Annotated in this window: 16 protein-coding genes; 13 read left to right on the top strand and 3 right to left on the bottom strand. The window is 71.4% G+C overall.

The window, feature by feature from the left end; translation table 11 throughout:
- Positions 1 to 74: 74 nt before the first annotated feature.
- The gene (locus O1Q96_RS38190; protein WP_269252466.1) at positions 75 to 797 is read right to left on the bottom strand and encodes a M50 family metallopeptidase; all 723 of its coding nucleotides are present in this window, start codon (positions 795 to 797) and stop codon (positions 75 to 77) included.
- A gap of 49 nt (positions 798 to 846) precedes the next feature.
- Between O1Q96_RS38190 and O1Q96_RS38185 the strand changes: the two genes are divergently transcribed.
- From O1Q96_RS38185 to rsrA, 4 genes are all read left to right on the top strand, one after another.
- Positions 847 to 1,662, top strand: a complete 816-nt coding sequence (locus O1Q96_RS38185) for an SOS response-associated peptidase (protein ID WP_269252465.1) — start codon at positions 847 to 849, stop codon at positions 1,660 to 1,662.
- Between the two features lie 10 nt (positions 1,663 to 1,672).
- Complete coding sequence (locus tag O1Q96_RS38180) at positions 1,673 to 2,308, top strand: alpha/beta hydrolase family protein (protein ID WP_269253890.1); 636 nt, start codon at positions 1,673 to 1,675, stop codon at positions 2,306 to 2,308.
- A gap of 276 nt (positions 2,309 to 2,584) precedes the next feature.
- Entirely contained in the window at positions 2,585 to 3,265 is a 681-nt protein-coding gene (sigR, locus tag O1Q96_RS38175; protein WP_217453164.1) for an RNA polymerase sigma factor SigR, read from the top strand.
- A complete protein-coding gene (gene rsrA, locus O1Q96_RS38170) occupies positions 3,262 to 3,579 on the top strand; it encodes a mycothiol system anti-sigma-R factor (RefSeq protein ID WP_217453165.1) in 318 nt (105 codons plus the stop codon). The genes sigR and rsrA overlap by 4 nt, the downstream gene beginning before the upstream one ends.
- Positions 3,580 to 3,687: 108 nt before the next feature.
- Here the strand turns inward: rsrA and O1Q96_RS38165 are convergent, their stop codons facing one another.
- Positions 3,688 to 4,053: a hypothetical protein gene (locus O1Q96_RS38165; RefSeq protein WP_217453166.1), complete on the bottom strand. Its 366-nt coding sequence runs from the start codon at positions 4,051 to 4,053 to the stop codon at positions 3,688 to 3,690.
- Positions 4,054 to 4,213: 160 nt separating this feature from the next.
- Between O1Q96_RS38165 and O1Q96_RS38160 the strand changes: the two genes are divergently transcribed.
- The 9 genes from O1Q96_RS38160 (at position 4,214) to O1Q96_RS38120 (ending at position 14,687) form a co-directional block, all read left to right on the top strand.
- Positions 4,214 to 4,579, top strand: a complete 366-nt coding sequence (locus O1Q96_RS38160) for a hypothetical protein (protein WP_269252464.1) — start codon at positions 4,214 to 4,216, stop codon at positions 4,577 to 4,579.
- Positions 4,576 to 5,499 (top strand): hypothetical protein, encoded by a 924-nt coding sequence (locus O1Q96_RS38155; RefSeq protein ID WP_269252463.1) that lies wholly within the window; start codon positions 4,576 to 4,578, stop codon positions 5,497 to 5,499. The genes O1Q96_RS38160 and O1Q96_RS38155 overlap by 4 nt, the downstream gene beginning before the upstream one ends.
- Positions 5,500 to 6,225: 726 nt before the next feature.
- A complete protein-coding gene (locus O1Q96_RS38150) occupies positions 6,226 to 6,615 on the top strand; it encodes a roadblock/LC7 domain-containing protein (protein ID WP_269252462.1) in 390 nt (129 codons plus the stop codon).
- Positions 6,616 to 7,316: 701 nt separating this feature from the next.
- Positions 7,317 to 8,711 carry an HD-GYP domain-containing protein gene (locus O1Q96_RS38145; RefSeq protein WP_269252461.1) on the top strand — a complete coding sequence of 465 codons (1,395 nt, stop codon included), beginning with the start codon at positions 7,317 to 7,319 and terminating at the stop codon, positions 8,709 to 8,711.
- Positions 8,708 to 9,961, top strand: a complete 1,254-nt coding sequence (locus O1Q96_RS38140; RefSeq protein ID WP_269252460.1) for an HD-GYP domain-containing protein — start codon at positions 8,708 to 8,710, stop codon at positions 9,959 to 9,961. The genes O1Q96_RS38145 and O1Q96_RS38140 overlap by 4 nt, the downstream gene beginning before the upstream one ends.
- A gap of 117 nt (positions 9,962 to 10,078) precedes the next feature.
- Entirely contained in the window at positions 10,079 to 11,086 is a 1,008-nt protein-coding gene (locus tag O1Q96_RS38135; protein ID WP_217453170.1) for a tetratricopeptide repeat protein, read from the top strand.
- 138 nt (positions 11,087 to 11,224) lie between these two features.
- A complete protein-coding gene (gene def, locus O1Q96_RS38130; RefSeq protein ID WP_269252459.1) occupies positions 11,225 to 11,875 on the top strand; it encodes a peptide deformylase in 651 nt (216 codons plus the stop codon).
- Between the two features lie 359 nt (positions 11,876 to 12,234).
- A complete protein-coding gene (gene cyc1 / locus O1Q96_RS38125; RefSeq protein WP_269253889.1) occupies positions 12,235 to 13,320 on the top strand; it encodes an epi-isozizaene synthase in 1,086 nt (361 codons plus the stop codon).
- Positions 13,317 to 14,687: a bifunctional albaflavenone monooxygenase/terpene synthase gene (locus tag O1Q96_RS38120; RefSeq protein ID WP_269252458.1), complete on the top strand. Its 1,371-nt coding sequence runs from the start codon at positions 13,317 to 13,319 to the stop codon at positions 14,685 to 14,687. Before cyc1 ends, O1Q96_RS38120 begins: the two co-directional genes overlap by 4 nt.
- Before the next feature lie 15 nt (positions 14,688 to 14,702).
- On the opposite strand, the gene O1Q96_RS38115 is transcribed toward O1Q96_RS38120, so the two are convergent.
- Positions 14,703 to 15,668 (bottom strand): helix-turn-helix domain-containing protein, encoded by a 966-nt coding sequence (locus O1Q96_RS38115; RefSeq protein WP_269252457.1) that lies wholly within the window; start codon positions 15,666 to 15,668, stop codon positions 14,703 to 14,705.
- Positions 15,669 to 15,671: the final 3 nt, after the last annotated feature.

Genomic DNA, 15,671 nt, shown 5'->3' with positions numbered 1-15,671 from the left:
CGGGAGGGGCGGCCGGGCGGCTGCGGGGCGTGGGCGGGCGCCCGCGCGGCTCGCGCGCCTGCGAGGGGAGCGGCTCACAGCGCCAGCAGCCACCTGCCGCCGCCTATCAGGGAGCACAGTGACACCGCGTGGAACAGGAAGAACCACATGCCCGCGGGGACATGCGTCAGGCGGGACAGCTGGTCGGCGTCCGAGTCGCCCGCCCCGCCCCGGCTGCGCTTGGCCTGGAGCTCGAAGGCCGGACGGACGCCGCCGAGGAGGAGGAACCAGACGACGACGTACGCGAACGCCGCCTGCACCTGCGGGCCGGCCAGCCAGGACACCACCACGAACGTGCCGCCGGTGAGCAGGACCGTGAGCGCGCCGTACGCGTTGCGGATCATCACCAGCATCGCCACGAGCAGCAGCGTGGCCAGCCAGAGCAGCGCGGTGATGTGGCCGGCGGCCAGCATCGCGGCACCGCCCAGACCGAGCAGCGGGGGAGCGGTGTAGCCCGACGCCGCCGTGAGGATCATGCCGAGACCGGTCGGCTTGCCGCGGCTGACCGTGAGGCCGCTGGTGTCGGAGTGCAGCCGGATGCCGCTGAGGCTGCGGCCGGTGAGCAGTGCGACCAGACCGTGGCCGCCCTCGTGGGCGATGGTGATGGCGTTGCGCGAGAGCCGCCAGAGCGGGTGCGGGACGACCACGGCCAGCGCGGCGGCCAGCGTGACGACGACGACCCAGGTGTCGGGGTCGGGCTGGCTCCCGAAGACCTCGTCCCAGAGGGTGGCCAACGAGGTGGCCGCGGTGCTGTCCATTGTTGCGTGGGCTCCCTAGGGGCATATGGAATCTGGCAGTGTGGCACGTATGTGCGGACGGTATGCAGCGAGTCGTGGACCCGAGGATCTCGCAGGAATCTTTGAGATCGAGAAGTGGGAGCCGGAGGAGACTCCGGACCCCGATTTCAACGTGGCTCCGACCAAGGAGGTCTACGCGGTCCTGGACCGCCCTGTTAAGGACGCGGAGGACCCCGGGCCGGTTCGGCAGCTGCGCCGGCTGAAGTGGGGGCTGATCCCCTCCTGGTCGAAGACCCCCGAGGGCGGCGCCCGGATGATCAACGCCCGGGCCGAGACCGTCCACGAGAAGCCCTCCTTCCGGCGGGCCTTCTCCTCCCGGCGCTGCGTCATTCCCGCCGACGGCTACTACGAGTGGGTGACCGGTACCGGCGAGCGCGACCTGGAGGTCGAGGGCAAGAAGAAGAGGCCCCGCAAGCAGCCGTACTTCGTGCTCCCCGCCGACGGCTCGGTCTTCGCGATGGCCGGACTGTACGAGTTCTGGCGGGACAAGACGCTTCCTGACGACCACCCGCGGGCCTGGTGGGTGACGTGCTCCGTCATCACCACGGAGGCGGAGACCGCCCCGCTCGCGGTCGCCCCGGAGGAGGGCCCGCGCACCCTCGCGGACATCCACCCGCGGATGCCGCTCATGCTCACCCCGGACCGCTGGGACGCCTGGCTCGACCCCTCCCGCACGGACGTCGAGGACCTGCGCGCCCTGCTCGCGCCGCCGCCGGAGGGTCTGATGCGGGCCTATCCCGTCTCCACGGCGGTGAGCAACGTCCGCAACAACGGCCCGGAGCTGCTGAAGGAGCTGGAGGGGCCCGAGGAGGGCACACTCTTCTGATGTGACGCATGTGACGGAGATCATCGAAACGGTCGACACCGACGCGGGGACGGCCCGCGTCACCTGGCACCGGGCGAAGAAGGCACGGCTGGTGCTCGCCGTCAGCCACGGCGCCGGGGGCGGGATCGAGGCACGCGACCTCCGGGCCCTCGCCGCCGCTCTGCCCGGCCACGGTGTGACCGTGGCCCTCGTGGAACAGCCCTGGCGGGTGGCGGGCAAGAAGCTGGCGCCCGCCCCCAGGACGCTGGACGCCGGGTGGCGGGGCCTGTGGCCCCTGGTCGCGAAGCCCGGGCTCCCCGTCGTCGCCGGCGGACGCAGCGCCGGGGCCCGGGTCGCCTGCCGCACGGCCGCAGAACTGGGTGCCCACGCCGTCCTCGCGCTCAGCTTCCCCCTGCACCCGCCGGGCAGGCCGGAGAAGTCCCGCGCCGGTGAACTGCTGGGAGCGGGGGTGCCCACGCTCGTCGTCCAGGGCGGCAACGACCCCTTCGGCAGGCCCGAGGAGTTCCCGGCGGGCTCGTACGAGCTCGTGGAGGTGCCCTACGGCGATCACGGGTTCGCCGTCCCGAAGCGTGCCCCGGTCGATCAGGACCAGTCCCTGCGGACCGTCACGGACGGTGTCCTGATGTGGACCTCGTCACTCGGATGAGCCGGGGAATGCCGAGCCCCGGAGCACTGTTGTGCGGATCAGACAGCACGGAGCGTGCTGTGAGAAGTCGTACGAGAGGAAGTCCGCCGCATGGGTTCGACCATCTGCCCGAGCCGTAGCAGCAGCGCTGACCTGGAGTGGTCCGTGCTGTCCGCGGCGAAGACCGCGCCTGTTCGGGCGGCGGGCGGACCGGATCGGCAAGCCGCCGCGACCGCCGGTCGTCTATTCTCCGATTCAGGTGGGACCGGTTTCGGCCCCGCCCAGACTCTGGAGGAGGTGGGTCCGGTCACAGGGACCGACGCAGGGACCGAAAACGGCCAGGCGGAGCAGCCCGAGGACACGGGCAGCAGTGAGTCGACCGCCGAGCGCAGTGCGCGCTTCGAGCGGGACGCGCTGGAGTTCCTCGACCAGATGTACTCGGCCGCGCTGCGCATGACGCGGAACCCGGCCGACGCCGAGGACCTGGTGCAGGAGACGTACGCGAAGGCGTACGCGTCCTTCCACCAGTTCCGCGAGGGCACCAACCTCAAGGCGTGGCTGTACAGGATCCTCACCAACACCTTCATCAACTCGTACCGCAAGAAGCAGCGCGAGCCCCAGCGCTCCGGCGCCGAGGAGATCGAGGACTGGCAGCTCGCGCGTGCCGAGTCGCACATGTCGACCGGTCTGCGCTCCGCCGAGTCGCAGGCGCTCGACCACCTGCCCGACTCGGACGTCAAGGAAGCTCTGCAGGCGATCCCCGAGGAATTCCGCATCGCCGTCTATCTCGCGGACGTCGAGGGCTTTGCGTACAAGGAGATCGCGGACATCATGGGGACACCCATCGGTACGGTGATGTCCCGGCTGCACCGGGGCCGCCGTCAGTTGCGCGGCATGCTCGAGGACTACGCCAAGGACCGCGGCCTGGTCCCGGCGGGCGCCGGAGAGTCGGACGGAACGAAAGGCTCGGGCTCATGAGCTGCGGAGAGCCGCACGAGACGGACTGCAGTGAAGTACTCGATCATCTCTACGAGTTCCTCGACCACGAGATGCCCGACGCGGACTGCACGAAGTTCGAGGTGCACTTCGAGGAGTGCTCCCCGTGCCTTGAGAAGTACGGCCTGGAGCAGGCCGTGAAGAAGCTGGTCAAGCGGTGCTGCGGTCAGGACGACGTGCCGACCGACCTGCGGTCGAAGGTCATGGGCCGCATCGAGCTGATCCGCTCCGGGCAGGCCGTGCCCGAGCACGAGATCACGGCCACCGACGTCCGCGGTGCCGCCGCCGAAGGCTGACGACTCCCGTCCGCCCGACGGTCGGTGACGACCCGTCGGGTGGCCGGTCGAGGGCCGGGCGTCCCGGCGCCGGACCGGTCGTCCCCGGTCCGGCTCCTGGGAGCGGTGTCAGACCTCCAGCCCGCTCTCGATCCTCTTCAGGCTGTGCCGGGCGAGCGCCAGGTTGCTGCGGGCCCGGTCCAGCGCGAGGTAGAGGAAGAGCGTTCCGCCGCTGGTGGTGAGCGGGCGTATCAGGTGGTACTGCCTGCCCAGCGTGATCAGGATGTCCTCGATGGCGTCGTCCATGGCGAGCGAGGACAGCGTGCGCATCTTCGCGCGCACCACCTCCGTGTTGCCCGCCGCCGCGAGTTCCAGGTCGAGCGACGGCCCGCCGCCGAGCGTGCCGAGCGACATGCCGCTGTCGTAGTCGACGAGGGCGACGCCGAGGGCGCCGTCCACGGCCATGGCTTCCTTGAGCGCGGTCTCGATGTTCATGTTGCCCCAATTCCTCAGTGACGCTGACCGGTCGTTGTCCGTACAACTACGATCGAACACAAGCGACTTGTGCGCCACAAAACATCAACTTTGTAGCCTGTTGCGTAAGTTGAAGCTCAAAGTACTGTGCGACGTCCGGACGTGAAGGGGGAAACGGGAAATGACGACCGCCGTAGGTGCCTCACTGGCCCGGCTCCTCGATTCCCCCGGAGTCACCGGCGTCGCCCTGGTCGACGCGGTCACCGGTCTCACCTACGGGGTGGCCGGGGACGCCGACGAGGCGGGGGACGGCGCGGAGTGCGCCGAACTCGTCGCCCTCATCGCCGAACGGCTGGGACGGGCGGGCGCCGAGGGGGAGTTGGAGAGCGTGGTCACCACCAGCAGGCTGCGTCATCAGGTGCTGCTCTCCGTCCCCCGGCCGGCCGGTGACCCGCTGCTGCTGGCCGCGGGCATGGACCGGGAGCGCGCCAACCTGGCGCTCGCCACACGCAGTCTCGGCGACCGGGTCGCCGAGGTGCTCGCATGACGGCAGCCGCTGCACGCAACCTGCCCGCGCTGCTGCAGAGTCTGCGCGAAGAGGGCTACAGCGGCACCGTGCGGGTCTCCGGTTCCCCCGGCGGAACGATTCACCTGAGGGACGGGCTGATCGGCGCGGTCGAGTCGCCGGGCGCGCCGACCGCCACGTCGGTGCTGCTCACATCGGGCCGCATCGACGACGAGGCCTGGCTGGCCGCCTGTGCGGCGCAGCGCGACACGGACCGTCTCGGCGGGCATCTGGTGGACGCCGGCCTGGTCGGCGCCGCCGAACTGGAGATCGTGTGCACGGCGGCCGTGTTCGACGCGGCCTTCGCCATGGCGCTGGGCCCGCCCGGCGGCTGGACGCTGGGCGACCCGGAGCCGACTCTCCTCGCCGGGCCCGGTGTGGAGCCCCGGCGGCTGACCGAGGAGACCACGCGGCGGATCGCACGGCTGGCCGGCCCCTGGGGGTCACCGGGGGAGCTCGCCCGGGTCCGGCCCGCTCCCGACGCCGGACAGCGCCATGGGCTGCCGCACCGCCACCTTTCCGTACTGAGCGCCGTCAACGGACGCCGTACCGCGCGGGACATGTCCTTCGTGCTCGGACGCGGCCTGTACGCGGTCATGCTGGACCTGACCCGTCTGGAAGCGCTGGAACTCATCCGGTGGGAGGCGGGCGGGCCGACCGGCGGGCGGCCGAGCACCGCGCCGCGCGTACTGCCCGGCCGGGACGCCGCCGTGACGCAGACACCGAACGGGTCGGCCGCGCCCGCCGCGAAGGCCGCGCCGCTGCCGAGGCGTACACCTGGAGGTGCCTCGCGGGCGGGGGGCGGCCGGGCACGGGAGAGCCCGTCGGGCAAGGGGTCCGCCGAGGGACGAGGCGCGGGCACCTTTCCCGCGGGGAAAAGCTGGGGGCAAGGGGGCCTGTGAGCTCAAGCAGACGTCGGGCGGCGCAGCGCCGCCGACGGGGCACGGACGCCGAACCGGGGCGCACCGCGAAACGCCGGACACGAGCAGCGGGGGACGGGCCGGGGCAGGAGCCTGGGCAGGCGGCGGCGCCGGGGCGGGAGACCGTGCCTGAGCCGGAGACCGGGCCGCATCCGGAGCCAGGGCCGGAACCGGACGGCGGGCCGAGTCCGGAGATCATTCCGGAGCCGGAGCCGGAGCCGGAGTCCGAGCCGGGACCGGAGTCCGAGCCGGGACCGGAGCCCGAACCGGGAGCGGAGTCGGAGTCCGAACCGGAGCCGAACCCGGCGCCAGTGCAGGACCCCGCTCCAGAACCGGACCCCGCGACGGGGCCGGGCGTCGGGGCGGTGCCTGAATCGGGCGCCGGTGCCGGATCGGGTCCTGGGCCGGAGGGGGCGACCGACGGTCGGGGCTCGGCCTCCGCGTCTTCCGGTGCCCCGGCGGCGGACAAGCCTTCGCTGCCCGTGCGGGGCGAGGCGGCGCGGGCCGGCGCCGGACCGGACGCGGACGGCGGGTCCGCCGGGGCGCCGCCGTTCGCCATGCCCCCGCTGTCGGCCGAGCAACTCGCCGCCGACCAGCCCTCCATCGACATGCTGCGCCGAGTCCGCCGGGGCCTGAGAGCACTTCCGGAACCTGACTGACGCCGTTCGGACCGCACCACGACCACACATGCCCGCAGCAAGGAGCCCCATGAGCGAGAAGCCGCCGCCCAATCCCCTCACCGAGATCCTGATCTCGCTGCGCGACCGGGTCATGGGGGTCTCCGAGAGCGTTCTGTCCACGGCGGACGGACTCCTGGTCGTCGCCGACACGGACTCCGTCCACGCCGAGTCGGTCGCCGCGCTCGCCGCGGCGACCCTCGGTGTGGGACGCCGCATGGCCGACCAGGCCGGTGTCGGCGCGCTGCGCGAGGTGGTGGCCAGGTGCGGCTCCGGGCACGTCATCGTGATGGCCGTCGGCGACCGGGCACTGCTGACCGTCATGGGCGACGACGGCCTCGACATCGCCGCGTTCCAACGGGAGTCGCCCGCCACGGTGGAGCAACTGAACCAGGCACTCGCGGCCGACGTGGCGCAGTGACCCGCCGGCGGGACGCACTGCACCGACAGGGCATTCGCGGCGGCCACGACCCGGCCCGCTGAGGGCACGGCCGCGCAGGAGCAAGTGGCCCCGCACGGGTGCGGGCGCCGTCTCGGACGGGCGTCGGGCCGCGCGGGGCGTGTGGCCCGAACAACCCTCGGGCCTGCCCCGCAGGAGGCCGGCGCGGTCGCGTTACGGGCGTCGGGCCGCGCGGGGCGTGTGGCCTCGTACAGGTCCCGGACCTGCCCCGTACGAGCTTCGGACCGCTCCGTAGGACCGTTGGGCCGCGCGGGGCGCGTGGCCTCGTACAACCTGCGGGCCTGCCCCGCACGACCCCCGGTCCATCCCGCAGATCCTCGGGCCGTGCGGTGGGGCATGCGGCCTCGTACGAGCTCGGGGCGTGCACGAGAGCGGCGGTCGGTCACGCCCGAGCTCGGGTCGTCCCGCACGGGCGTCGGGCCGTGCGGCGACGTGTGGGCTCGTACGAGCGTCCGGCCGTACAGGCGCTCGCGGCCTCGCACGAGCGCACGGCTCACTCGAACGGGCGAATCTGCTGCCCGCCGCCCAACCAATCGCCCGATGCCCGCCCCGGGCCGCGCCCGGCCGTCCTATCGTCCATGTCCCGAAGCCTGTACGGGGCTTGTGCCGGGCGGGCCTGCCCGGTCGGCACAACGAGTCCGGGCCACCGGGAGGGGAGCGCCATGCGGTCTGTTCCGCCGTGGGCGCGTGTCTACGTCGCCTGCACCGCACTCGGCGCGGTCCTCTGTGCCGTGCCGGTTTCGGCGACCCACGCCCCGTGGGGAGCCGTGGCGCTGTTCGCGGCACTCTGCGCGGGATGCGAACTGCTCGCCGGAAGCCGCTTCAGGGGTGACCACAAGCCCGAGGGCACCGGGGGCCCGGGCGACTCCGGGGCCTCTCTCAGGTGGCACACGCCGGTGATGCTGGCCGCGGCCTTCCTGCTGCCCCCGCCCGCCGCGGCGCTCGTGCCGTTGCCGGGGGCGCTGCTGGCCCGGGTCGAGCAGCGGCCGCGGTGGCTGCGACGGGTGTGGCGGGCCGCGCAACTGGCGCTCGCCGCGTGGGCCGCCTCGCAGGTCCACTGGGCACTGGGCGGGCGGGACGCGGTCGTCACCTCCGACTTTCCCTACGCCCTCGTGACCGCCGGGGCGGCCGTGGTGGCGTTCTGCGCGACCCTGACCCTGCTCGACGGGGGGATCCTGGCGCTCGCCGAGCGGGTGCCGGTACGGGCCGCATGGCGCGGACTGTTCCTGCGCTCGCTCGCCCCCGTCGTCGTGCACGGGCTCGCCGGACTGATGATGGCCGTGCTCTGGCGCAGCCCGTACGGGCCGGCCGCGGCGCTGCTCGTACTGCTGCCGATGTACGTGTCGTGGTGGGTGTTCGCGCAGTACCACCGGGAGCGGGCCGCCCACCGGGCGACCATCCGGGCGCTCGTGCAGGCCGTCGACATCAAGGACGGCTACACGCGCGGGCACAGTGAGCGGGTGGGGCAGGCGTCGATGATGATCGCGCGTGAACTGGGCATGGACGACGAACGGGCCGAGGTGCTCAGGTTCGCCGGGATCCTGCACGACGTGGGCAAGCTCGGGGTTCCCACCCGGCTGCTGCGCAAGGACGGGCCGCTGACACCCGAGGAACGCCGGGTGATCGAGCTGCACCCCGAGTACGGGCACGAGATGGTCCGGGGTATCGGATTCCTCGGGGAGGCCCGGTCGGCGATCCTCCACCACCACGAACGGCTCGACGGGAGCGGTTACCCGTACGGGCTGAAGGGGGGCCAGATTCCGGAGTTCGCCCGGGTGGTGGCGGTGGCCGACGCCTTCGACGCGATGACGTCGACCCGGTCGTACCGGCGGGCCCGGCCCGTCGCGGTGGCGCTGGAGGAGCTGGAGCGGTGTGCCGGGGCGCAGTTCGATCCGCGGATGGTGGAGGCGTTCGTGCGGGCTCTCGTCCGGCAGGGATGGCACCCGGTGGTGACGGCGGACGAGACACCGCCGCACGCCGAGCCCCGCGTGCCGGCCCCGCACGCTCCCGCCGGACCGGAAACCCGTCGGGGAACCGTCGGCGGGCCCAGGACATGACCGTCCCCCGCGCTCCGCTCGCCCTCACGCTCGTCCGGGCCGCCGCCGCGGTTCTCGCCGTCCTCGCCCTCGCCGTCACCCTGTGGCACGGCATCGACGAGCGCGGAGCCGCGCTCGCCTTCGGGGTGCTCATCGCCGTGGGGGAGCTCGCCCGGTGGAGCGGGGCCGAGGAGCGGGAGTCGGCGCCGCTCGCCGCCGCCGGAGCCCTCGCCTACGCGCTGCTCGGGGAGAACGGCGGACACCCCACCCACGACGGGGTCCCCCAGATCGTCGCCGTGGTCACGGGCGCCTCCCTGCTGGGCTGTGTACCGCACGTGGCCAAGGGCCGCGGACCCACCGCCGACCATCTCACCCGGCGCGTCCTGACCGTCGGATTCGCCGCCGTCTGCTTCCAGCCCCTCTACGGCCGGGGCAGGCTCCAGGAATGGGCCGGGGGCGGGCCCTCGTACGCGGCGCTGGTCGTCGCGCTGCTCGTGCTCACCGCACTGTGGGACGCCGTGCTGGCCGCGGCCATGGCACACGCGCGGACCCGGTGGCCCTTCGGACCGCTGCTGCGCGACGAGCTGCGGGGCACGCTCGGCATCGGGTCGGCGGTCTGCGCGACCGGAGCCGTGATGGCCCTCGCGGTCGCCGTCGCAGGTCTGTGGGCGCTGCCCGTCTTCTCCCTGCCGCTGCTGCTCACGCAGCTGTCCTTCCGGCGGTACGCGGCCGTGCGGACCACCTACCGGCAGACCATCGCCTCCCTTGCGCGGGCCACCGAGATCGCCGGCTACACCCCGGCCGGGCACGCCCGGCGGGTGGCGGCGCTCAGCCGGGCCGTGGGCCGTGAGCTGGGGCTCTCCGGACCCGAGCTGACCGTTCTGGAGTACGCGGCCCTCATGCACGACATCGGCCAGCTCTCACTCGTCGACCCCGTGCCCGCCGGCGCCACAGCCACCCTCGCCCCCGCCGACCAGCGGCGCATAGCCCTGCTCGGCGGGGCCGTGGTCCGCCAGACGGGAGTGGACGCCGAGGTCGCCGTCGTGGTGGAACGCCAGGCGGACCCGTACCGTGAACAGCCCGTCAGCGCCAGAATCGTGAGAGCGGTCAACGCCTACGAGGAGAAGGCCCGGGAAGCGGGCCCCGGCGGGCCCCTGAAGGCGCTGGAGGAGCTGCGGCTGGGCACCGCACGCGACTATCAGCCCGAGGTCGTCGAGTCGCTGGCCAGGGTGCTGGCGAGAGACGGTCTTACCTTGCCCCTGGCTGGGTAACCCATGGGTAATGAGCGCCCGTCCGACCGTACGTGGTTGGATGCGAGGAACAGGACATCAGGGGGCACAGTCCAGCCCGAGGCTGCACGCTCTTCAACGAACTGGCAGGCGGGAATCGTGAGGATCTTCGGCAAGGGACGGCACCGGCCCTCCGCCTCATGGCGGCAGGCCACCGACCGCGCGTTCACACTGATCGGCGATGGCCGGTACGAGGACGCGGGGGCGCTGCTGACGCGCGCCGCGGACCTGGAACCCTGGCTGTCCGAGTCCTGGTTCAACCTGGCGCTGCTGCACAAGTTCCGGCACGACTGGGAACAGGCGCGGGCGGCCGGGCTGAGGGCCGTGGCCCTGCTCGACCGGGAGACCGGGGCCCCCGACTGGTGGAACGTGGGAATCGCGGCGACCGCCCTCCAGGACTGGCCGCTGGCCCGGCGGGCCTGGCAGGCGTACGGCCTGCGGGTGCCCGGCAGCCCCTCCCGGCCCAAAGCCGGCGCGGGTGCCTTCGGCACCGGTGAGCCGGTCGGCATGGACCTCGGCAGCGCGGCCGTACGGCTGTCGCCCGAGGGCGAGGCCGAGGTCGTGTGGGGGCGGCGGCTCGACCCCGCCCGCATCGAGGTCCTCTCCATCCCGCTGCCGTCGTCCGGACGGCGCTGGGGCGAGGTCGTGCTGCACGACGGGGTGCCCCACGGGGAGCGGACGACCGCCGCGGGCCACTCCTATCCCGTCTTCGACGAGATCGAGCTGTGGGCGCCCTCGCCGGTGCCCACCTGGGTCGTGCTGCTGGAGGCCGAGACCGAGGACGACCGCGACGCCCTGGAGCGGCTCGCGGCCGACGCGGGCTTCGCCGCCGAGGACTGGTCGTCGTCCGTACGGCTGCTCTGCCGGATGTGCTCCGAGTCCCGGATGCCGTCCGACGAGGGCGACGGTGAGCACCTCGACCCGCACGACCACAGCGAGCCGGGGCATCCCGGCCCTCTCGGGCACCGTACCGACGGGCAGCTGTGGGTGCCGGAGCGCGAGTGCGGCCTCGCGGCGCCCGCCTCCCTGGTCAGGGGACTGCTGGACGGGTGGGTCGCCGACAGCCCCGACTCCCGGGACTGGCGGGATCTGGAAGAGGTCTGTTAGGGGTGCGAGGACCAGTTGCGGGCTGAGGCCGGTCCGCGGCCGGTCCGCAGTTCCCCGCGCCCCTGTCAGGAGGCGCCCCCCGTACCCTGTATCAGCATCACAACCCCCCCGTTTTTCCGAGGAAGGCATACGTCGGTCATGGCGCAGCAGGACACCGATCAGCAGCACGTGGGCGTGCTCCCCGTGGACGACGACGGTTTCGTCATCGACACCGAGAACCCGGAGGAGCGCGAGGCGGCCTACCGCGAGCGCGGCACCTCCCGGCCCATCACGGTCGTCGGGAATCCGGTGCTGCACAAGGAGTGCAAGGACGTCACGGAGTTCGGCGACGACCTCGCCGCGCTGGTCGACGACATGTTCGCCAGCCAGCACACCGCCGAGGGCGTGGGCCTGGCCGCCAACCAGATCGGTGTCGACCTCAAGGTCTTCATCTACGACTGCCCCGACGACGAGGGCAAGCGGCACACGGGCGTGATCTGCAACCCCGTGCTCGTCGAACTGCCCGCCGAGCGGCGCCAGCTGGACGAGAGCAACGAGGGCTGCCTGTCCGTGCCGACCGCGTACGCGCCGCTGGCCCGGCCCGACTACGCCGAGGTCACCGGGCAGGACGAGAAGGGCAACCCGATCAAGGTGCGCGGGACGGGCTACTTCGCGCGCTGCCTGCAGCACGAGACGGACCACCTGTACGGGTACCTCTACATCGACCGCCTCTCCAAGCGCGAGCGCAAGGACGCGCTGCGACAGATGGCCGAGAACGAACCGCGGTACCCGATCGTCGCGAACGACTGAACAACCGCCGCCACGGCCGGAGAACCGGTGCGAACGACTGAGAACGACTGTGAACGGCTGAGACAGAGCACGACAACCGGGGCGTGAGCGTCCCGCAACCACGGCGCCTGGACGGATCACTCTCCGACCAGGTGCCGTTCGTCTGTGCGTCGCACGTTCGATCCCTTGTGCGTCCGTAATGATCCATATTCAGTCACACAAGGGGAGATTCTCGGCATGGTGGGGTAGTGAGCGAAGCAAATCCGTTCCCAGAACGGTCAGTTGTGGTGCTGAATGGGAAGTGCGGGGATACGCAACGGCGCACGCCCGGCACAGCGGGAGGGGCGTGTCGCCAACAGGCGGCTGAGAGGGGTTTGTTCGTGCCTGCTTTCTCACAGAGCACCACAACGACGCACACCTCGGCCCTCGTTCCACCGGCGCTCTCTCTCCCGGTGATCGAGACCGAGTTTCCCCGTCAACTCCATCCGTATTGGCCCGAGCTCCAGGGGAAGACCAGGGCCTGGCTCCTGGAAAAGCGCCTCATGTCGGCGGACAAGGTCGAGGCATATGCCGACGGGCTTTGCTACACGGACCTCATGGCGGGCTACTACATTGGCGCGCCCGACGAGGTCCTCCAGGCGATAGCGGACTACAGCGCGTGGTTCTTCGTCTGGGACGACCGCCACGACCGCGACGTCATCCACGGCCGGCCGGCGGCGTGGGAGCTGCTGAGACTGCAGCTGCACACGGCACTCGACTCCCCGCGAGAGCACCTGCACCACCAGGATCCCCTGGTGGCGGGGTTCGCGGACAGCGTGCTGCGGCTGTACTCGTTCCTCGGGGAAGGGTGGAACGCCCGGTTCGCCGCGCACTTCCACGACGTCATCGAGGCGTACGACCGGGAATTCCACAATCGTGCGTCGGGAATCGTCCCGACCGTCGAGGAATATCTCGAACTGCGGCGGATGACCTTCGCGCACTGGATCTGGATCGACCTGCTGGAGCCAAGCACGAAGTACGAGCTGCCCGACACCGTCCGGGAGAATTCCGACTATCAGCGGGCCGCTCTGCTGTGCCAGGATTTCGCCGCCTGGTACAACGACCTGTGTTCGCTTCCCAAGGAAATAGCGGGTGACGAGGTCCACAATCTCGGCATCAGTCTCATTCATCACGAAGGAATGCGACTCGAAGAAGCAGTCAAGGAAGTGAGGCGCCGGGTCGAGGAATGCATCACTGAATTCCTCGACGTCGAACAGGAGGTGCTGAGGTACGCGGAAAGGATCGACAACGGGTCCGTGCGGGGCGCTGAATTGGCGGCTGCCGTGCGGGCGTGTCTGTTCAATATGCGGAACTGGTTCAGCTCCGTGTACTGGTTCCACCACGAGTCGGGCCGGTACATGGTCGACACCTGGGACGACCGCTCCACACCCCCGTACGTCAACAACGAACCGGCAGGTGAGAAATGACCGTCGAGTCCGTGCGGCCCGCTGCACCCCGAGCGGCAGAACCGACCATCCCGCCCCTCGCCGGGGGCGGTGTCCCCGGCCTGGGTCACGGCTGGAAACTGGCCCGTGACCCGCTGAGCTTCTTCGCCCGACTACGCACCCACGGAGAGGTCGTCCGGCTCAGGCTGGGCCCCAAGACGGTGTACGCGCTCACGTCGCCGGCCCTCACCGGAGCGATGGCACTGAGCCCCGACTTCAAGATCGCCGGACCGCTCTGGGAGTCCCTTGAAGGCCTGCTCGGCAAGGAGGGGGTGGCGACGGCCAACGGACCGCGCCACCGGCGCCAGCGGCGGACCATCCAGCCCGCGTTCCGGCTCGACGTCATCCCCGAGTACGGGCCGATCATGGAGGAGGAGGCGCACGCCCTCGCGGAGCGCCTGGGGTCCGGCGCGACGATCGACTGCACCTCGGAGTCGTTCCGGGTCGCCGTTCGGATCGCCGCCCGCTGTCTGCTGCGCGGCGACTTCATGGACGAGCGGGCCGAGCGGCTGAGCATCGCGCTCGCCACCGTCTTCCGCGGCATGTACCGCCGCATGGTGATCCCGGCCGGGCCGCTCTACAGGCTGCCGCTCCCGGCCAATCGCAAATTCGACCGCGCGCTGGCCGATTTGCACCTCCTGGTCGACGAGATCGTCGCCGAACGCCGGGCATCTGGTCAAAAGCCGGACGATTTGCTGACGGCATTGCTGGAGGCGAAGGACGAGAATGGCGATCCCATTGGGGAACAGGAGATCCACGACCAGGTGGTCGCGATACTCACCCCCGGCAGCGAAACCGTCGCGTCCACGATCATGTGGCTCCTGCAGGTCCTCACCGAACACCCGGAACACGCGGACCGTGTGCGTGAAGAGGTCGAATCCGTCGCGGGTGACCGTCCTGTCGCATTCGCGGACGTACAGAAGCTGTCCCACACGAACAATGTCGTCGTCGAAGCCATGCGGCTGCGCCCCGCTGTATGGATATTGACGCGCCGGGCCGTGACCGAAACCGAACTCGGTGGGTATCGCATTCCAGCCGGGGCCGACATTGTCTACAGTCCGTACGCGATACAGCGCGACGCGCGTTCGTACGACGGGCATCTCGACTTCGACCCCGACCGCTGGCTTCCGGAACGGGCCAAGGACGTGCCGAAGTACGCGATGAGCCCGTTCAGCGTGGGCAACAGGAAGTGCCCGAGTGACCACTTCTCGATGGCCCAGCTCAGCCTCATCACGGCTGCGGTGGCCTCGCGCTGGCGTCTCGAGCAGGTGTCCGGGTCGAACGACACGACACGGGTCGGCATCACGCTGCGGCCGCACCGGCTGCTGCTGAAGGCCGTACCCCGGTGACCGTGCGGCGCACGTTCAGGCGGCCTGCGGGCCTCTGAACGTGCGTCGGTACGCGTGCGGGGTCGTCCCCAGCGACCGTACGAACTGATGGCGCAGCGCGGCCGCGGTCCCGAACCCCGTGCGATCCGCGATGAAGTCCATCGTCTCGTCCGTGGCCTCCAGCAACTCCTGGGCCAGCAGCACCCGTTGCCTCAGCAGCCAGCGGTAGGGGGTGGTGCCCGTCTCCTGCTGGAAGCGGCGGGCGAAGGTCCGCGGGGACATGTGCGCGCGAGCGGCGAGCTGCTCGACGGTCACCTCCTCGCCGAGGTGGCGCTCCATCCAGACGAGCACCTCGCCGACCGTGTCGCACTGGGAGCGCGGCAGCGGGCGCTCGATGTACTGGGCCTGGCCGCCGTCGCGGTGCGGAGGCACCACCATGCGGCGCGCGATGGTGTTGGCGACCTCGGGGCCCTGTTCCTTGCGGACGATGTGGAGGCAGGCGTCGATGCCGGCGGCCGTGCCCGCCGAGGTGATCACGGGGTCCTCGTCGACGTACAGCACGTCCGGCTCGACGATCGCCCGCGGGTACTGCCGGCTCAGCTCGTCCACGTGCTGCCAGTGCACGGCGCAGCGCCGCCCGTCGAGGAGCCCGGCCGCGCCGAGCAGGAAGACCCCGGAGCAGACGCTGAGCACTCGGGACCCCCGGTCCACCACCTTGCGCAGCGCGGTGAGCAGTTCGGGCGGATAGCCGCGGACGGCATACGTGTTCCCGGCGGGCACGACGACCAGGTCGGCCTCGTCGAGCCGGTCGAGGCCGTACGGCGTGGAGACCGTGAGCCCCGGTACGTGGGTGCCGAGGTGCGGCCCCTCGGCCGAGGCGACCGCGAAGTCGTACACCGGCAGCCCCTCGTCGCTGCGGTCGAGGCCGAAGACCTCGCAGACGACGCCGAGTTCGAAGGGATGCACGCCGTCGAGGAGGACGGCGGCCACGTTGGTCAGCATGCT

Source organism: Streptomyces aurantiacus (assembly GCF_027107535.1).
Taxonomy (GTDB): domain Bacteria; phylum Actinomycetota; class Actinomycetes; order Streptomycetales; family Streptomycetaceae; genus Streptomyces.
Note: the sequence above shows the minus strand (reverse complement) of the source record. Positions and strands in the feature narration are given on the sequence as shown.

Excerpts from the sequence above, each read along its gene's own strand:
- O1Q96_RS38190 (WP_269252466.1), bottom strand. The coding sequence starts at position 797 with ATGGACAGCACCGCGGCCACCTCGTTGGCCACCCTCTGGGACGAGGTC.
- O1Q96_RS38185 (WP_269252465.1), top strand. The coding sequence starts at position 847 with ATGTGCGGACGGTATGCAGCGAGTCGTGGACCCGAGGATCTCGCAGGA.
- rsrA (WP_217453165.1), top strand. The coding sequence starts at position 3,262 with ATGAGCTGCGGAGAGCCGCACGAGACGGACTGCAGTGAAGTACTCGAT.
- O1Q96_RS38165 (WP_217453166.1), bottom strand. The coding sequence starts at position 4,053 with ATGAACATCGAGACCGCGCTCAAGGAAGCCATGGCCGTGGACGGCGCC.
- O1Q96_RS38160 (WP_269252464.1), top strand. The coding sequence starts at position 4,214 with ATGACGACCGCCGTAGGTGCCTCACTGGCCCGGCTCCTCGATTCCCCC.
- O1Q96_RS38155 (WP_269252463.1), top strand. The coding sequence starts at position 4,576 with ATGACGGCAGCCGCTGCACGCAACCTGCCCGCGCTGCTGCAGAGTCTG.
- O1Q96_RS38150 (WP_269252462.1), top strand. The coding sequence starts at position 6,226 with ATGAGCGAGAAGCCGCCGCCCAATCCCCTCACCGAGATCCTGATCTCG.
- O1Q96_RS38145 (WP_269252461.1), top strand. The coding sequence starts at position 7,317 with ATGCGGTCTGTTCCGCCGTGGGCGCGTGTCTACGTCGCCTGCACCGCA.
- O1Q96_RS38140 (WP_269252460.1), top strand. The coding sequence starts at position 8,708 with ATGACCGTCCCCCGCGCTCCGCTCGCCCTCACGCTCGTCCGGGCCGCC.
- def (WP_269252459.1), top strand. The coding sequence starts at position 11,225 with ATGGCGCAGCAGGACACCGATCAGCAGCACGTGGGCGTGCTCCCCGTG.
- O1Q96_RS38120 (WP_269252458.1), top strand. The coding sequence starts at position 13,317 with ATGACCGTCGAGTCCGTGCGGCCCGCTGCACCCCGAGCGGCAGAACCG.
- O1Q96_RS38115 (WP_269252457.1), bottom strand. The coding sequence starts at position 15,668 with ATGCTGACCAACGTGGCCGCCGTCCTCCTCGACGGCGTGCATCCCTTC.